This is a genomic window from Oleiphilus sp. HI0079, from assembly GCF_001635105.1.
This window is the reverse complement of the sequence record NZ_LWFT01000272.1, coordinates 1-718: the sequence shown is the minus strand read 5'-3', so window position 1 is coordinate 718 and position 718 is coordinate 1. Positions and strand designations below refer to the sequence as shown.

General features: G+C 50.8%; 1 protein-coding gene. It reads right to left on the bottom strand.

The features are described from left to right. A partial coding sequence (locus tag A3750_RS03925; protein ID WP_156498376.1) for a cadherin-like domain-containing protein occupies positions 1-718 on the bottom strand: 718 nt, incomplete at both ends.

Here is a 718-nt window from a genome sequence, read left to right as displayed (position 1 = left end):
CCCGTTGTAGTCTGCTTCGGGAGTGAAAGTGTAGGTACCGTCTCTATTGTCTGTGATCGTACCGTGATCTGCATTAAGGTTATGCACACTTAACTTTGCTGTTTCACCATGATCAACATCCGAAGCGTTAGCCAGCAGTTGTGCTTCAGTTAACGTGACTGCGGTATCTTCGGTTCCTGATGCTAATTTGGCGTCACCACTTACGATTGGTGCATCATTGGTTCCCGTAACCGTGATATTGATTCTGTGCGTCGTACCATCGGCGGACCTGACTTCATAAATCACATCTCGGGTTTCACCCTCTTTCAGTGCCTGAAGCGCAGGGTTTCCGTTGGCAACCCGATAATCCCAGTTTCCGTGACGATCAATATGCAACTCCCCTTGAAAAGGGTCGCTGATGACTTTTTCGTTTCGAACCATCGGGTTTGTTGCAATGAAATGGTCTTGCCCTGCATCCGGGTCAGTGACAGAGAGGGAGCCCATTACCTGGATCGACTGTGCCGAGTCATGCCCAACATTGCGGTCTTCGGTGATAGAGCCCGTATCTTGGCCGGTAATGACAGCCGCATCCGCTACCGCTGCCAAATCCAGCGAAGCACTCGCTGCCGTACTGCCACCATGAGCATCTTGTACTTCGTAAGAAAAATGCACCGCCCCGTTGTAGTCTGCTTCGGGAGTGAAAGTGTAGGTACCGTCTCTATTGTCTGTGATCGTACCG